The following is a 3,846-nucleotide window of genomic DNA, read 5'->3' on the forward strand; positions in this document are numbered from 1 at the left end:
TGCTTTTTCTGCCTCCTGTAAACGTCCCAATTGTCGCAAAACCCGAATTAAATTAAAATGAGAGCCAGCCCACTCCGGCTTCAACTCAACCACCTGCTGATAAGCCTTAATCGCTTCTTGTAAACGCCCCAACTGCTTAAAAATATCTCCCAACCGATGCCAAGCCACTGCCTGAATTTCATGATTATTAGAGTCAATTTGTAAAGTGCTTTTATAAAAAGTAATAGCCTGCTCTATTTTGCCTTGCTCTTTCAAAACATCAGCCAATTTTAAAGAAATCTCAGCATCTTTGGGGTTTACCTCCAATGCCTTATAATAAAGTTGTAAATCTGTTGGATTATCTTTAATTGCTCTGTGATAGACTTGAGAAATTTCTTCAGAAGAAATCTGAATTTGATTTCGCAGAGCTTCCCCTAGCTTTTCATGAACTTGTGGCAAATTCGGATCTATTTTAACCGCAGAACGATAGGCGGCGATCGCCCTTTCCCAATCCTCTTGTTTCGCCAAGACATCGCCCAAATTATAATGTGACCACGCAAAATTCGGATCTAACTCAATCGCACTCCGATAAGCCTCCACCGCCTCATCCCACCGCTCCAACCGCAGCAGCGCATCCCCCAAATTATTGTAAGACCAAGAAAACTCCGAGTCCAGAGCGATCGCATTTTGATAAGCGTCCGCCGCCTCATTCCATCGCTCCAGTTTTAACAGAGCATCCCCCAAGTTATTATGAGACCAAGAGAACTCCGGGTTAAGAGCGATCGCATTTTGATAAGCCTGGGCCGCCTCTGACCATTGTTCCAACTTCGACAGTGCATCCCCCAACAGGTGCCGAGTTTGACTGTCCTCCGGCGACTGTGCCGCCACCCCACCCAACACCTCAACCGCCTCATCCCAGGCTTCCAACTGCACCAAAACCCTACCTAACTCTCGTTGGGGTTCCAGCCAGTCCTTGTCTAAAGCGATCGCTTTTCGTAATTCAATCGCCGCCGGTTGCCAATCTTCTCGCAGCGCTAGGGCTATACCCAACTTCCAGTGAATTTCTGCCACTGTCCTATGTTGCTGTAGGGGTCTAGTGTTTCTGCGCCGACTCTGTGTGATCAGGAATTGAGGAGACTTAATAGACATAAGGGGGATGCTCTCTCTAGTCGCTATAGGACAGGATTTGTTGGTGTTACCCTAGTAAGGCTTGGTTGGGGAACTATTGCTGATGCAACTTGGCGTTCCCAGTCTCGCCTAATTCAGCATAGACGACGCTCATCTAAAAGTGCAAGGCAAAAACCCAAAATTGATGTTGATCACAGTCATACTAAATCACTCATAACTTGAGATTGTGATAGTTTGATGTTTTTTGATGTTAGTATCTTGAGAGTTTTTGTTAAATTAAAAAAAAACCGATTTTATCGATTTTCAATTTGTAGTTACTGGGAATATCTACAAAATTATATATCCTAAATATATCCCCTTATCCATTATCATTGTTTTCGGTTTCCTGGTAGGCGTACTCCTTAGATTTTTTAAACGCTTCGATCGCCTCATCCACCCGTCCCCAACCCTGCAGAGCATCACCCAACTTCTGATACACCTCCCAATTTCCCGGATTCAACTCCAGCACCCGGCCATAAATCCCCGCCGCCTCCGACCAATTTTCTCGCTCCAACTCCAGGTCCCCCAACACCTCCCAAACCGAGACCCAATCCGGCACCAGAGCCACTGCCCTTTGATAAGCGACGATCGCCTCTGACCAAGCCTGCATCACTACAGAAACATCCCCCAAATGCACCCACATTTCCCCATCATCAGGAGCCAAAGCCACCGCCTTTTGGTAAACCCCAGCGGCATCAGACCATTGCTCCAACGCTTCCAAAGCCTGGGCTAATAGCTGCAACACCTCCAGGCGTTCAGGTTCCCTATCGAGAAGGTGACGGCAAATATCAACACAGCCCTGCCAATTTTCCGCCCCCGCTGCGGCGATCGCCTCTTCCCAGGCTGGCTGACCCGGTGGTGGTGCAGAAGCCACCCCCCCTATAGGGATGTGATTTTGCCGGGTTACAGGTTCTTCTACCCGCCGCTGAGGAGGTTTCTGGCTGTCTACTACCGGGGAACTAACAGATTGCACTGGGGGCAAAACTGCCATGGGTGGAGACGGTAAAATCTGGTGGTGAGAAGTAGGTAACTGAGATTTATAATCTTCCCCTATGGGAGTAGGGGCAACCCTCCTGCGGTGCCCTCCCAGCCAACTGAAACCAGGAAAAAGCTCCCACCAAGGTCGTTGTGGCTGAATTGGTCGAGGGGGTGTCGGTTCCCGACGTTCCGCTAACTCAAAGCAAAGGCGATAATAGGTCATCGCTTCTCCCTGTCGTCCCAAATCATAGAGGGCTTCGGCTAACTGTTGATGAGCCTTAGCACTGTGGGGGTGGGTAGTAACAGCCACCTGATAACAAGCGATCGCCTGAGTTTTTTGTCCCCTACGCCATAACCCCTGAGCCAAATTCAAACATTCCCCCAGGGAAGCTAGTTCCGGTTTTGCCTGGATAGCTTCAAACAAACAGTCCAAAGCCTCAGCCTCTTTACCCAAAGACCCCCAGGCGCTGGCTAAACTCCGATAAATGCGGGGATGGGGTTTTAACTTCACAGCTTCCTGTAAGCTGACGATCGCCTCTGGGTAGCGTCGCTGTTGCAGACACAATTCCCCCAACTCCTGATGCCATAGGCCATTTTTGGGTTCCAAAGCGATCGCCTTTCGATAGCAGCGTAGGGCCTTACCATATTCCCCCAAACCCACCAGAGCCCTCCCCCAGATACCATATGCTCTGGCTTCCCTTGGTCGCCACTGCACCACCTGCTGACATTGCTGGACACAAGCCTGATAGCGCTTTTGCTGATATAACTCCGTGGCCCTTTCCAAAGCGACATCGACATCAGGCGGCGCAAAAGCCCCACCCCCTGGCGGTGGCAACTCTTCCGGTATTTGTCCCCGAGCAATTAAACTCAACACCCGCGCCTGACTAGGAGGTAGGCTTTTGTTACTATGGCGTAAAGCCTTAGACAGATTTTCCAAAGCCATCAACAGGCGGGGATTTTGTTTGAGGGCGCGCCCATAACAGGCGATCGCATCATCCCACTTTTCCTGAGCCACCAGTGCTTGTCCCAAACTGTTGCGAGACTCAAAAGAGTCCGGTTGCAACTCCACCGCGCGCCGATAGGCGGCTTCCGCTTCCGACCACAAACCTTGAGCCGACAGAACCTCCCCCAAATTGTGATAGGCTTGGGAATCGTGCGGCGATCGCCTGACCACCTGGCGATAACAAACCTCAGCCTCCTGGAGTCTGCCACTTTGTAAAAGGCTATTACCCACCGCCAAAAACTCGGAGACTTCCCCCTCTTCTGGCTGCAAAATCAAAGCCTGATATCGACAACTCACAGCTTGCTGAGGTTTTCCCAGCTTATGCCATACTTTACCCAAATTCCGATGAGCAGCTACCAAGTCTGGCTGGAGAGCGATCGCCCTTTCATAGCATTTTACCGCCTGTTCCCAGCGTTGCATTCTCGCCGCGAGACTACCCAAATTCGTGTGAATTGTCGCATCTTCCGGGTTTAACTGCACCGCCTTTTCAAAAGCCGCCACCGCCTCCGGTAATCGTTTCATCCCCAACAAAGCCTTACCCAACAAGGCGTAAATATTCGCCGCCTCTGGGTCTAATGCCAAAACCTGCTGACACAGACTCAAAGCCTGCTGAAATTGTTTTTCCTGCAAATTCGCTTCCACCTGTGCCACCATATCCGATAGTGGCTCCGCTATAGTTTGAGGAATCTCTGGTTTCTCCTGACTTTCGCTTTCAGTTT

General features: G+C 50.1%; 2 protein-coding genes. Both read right to left on the bottom strand.

Annotation, left to right across the window (positions count from 1 at the left end; translation table 11 throughout):
- A partial coding sequence (locus tag B9T16_RS26565; protein WP_410246162.1) for a tetratricopeptide repeat protein occupies positions 1 to 1,128 on the bottom strand: 1,128 nt, incomplete at its 3' end.
- A 337-nt stretch (positions 1,129 to 1,465) separates the two neighbouring features.
- Positions 1,466 to 3,846, bottom strand: a 2,381-nt coding sequence (locus B9T16_RS26570) for a tetratricopeptide repeat protein (protein WP_410246163.1), incomplete at its 5' end; no start/stop codon positions are given.

The organism is Arthrospira sp. PCC 8006, from assembly GCF_046480465.1.
Classification (GTDB): domain Bacteria; phylum Cyanobacteriota; class Cyanobacteriia; order Cyanobacteriales; family Microcoleaceae; genus Limnospira; species Limnospira platensis.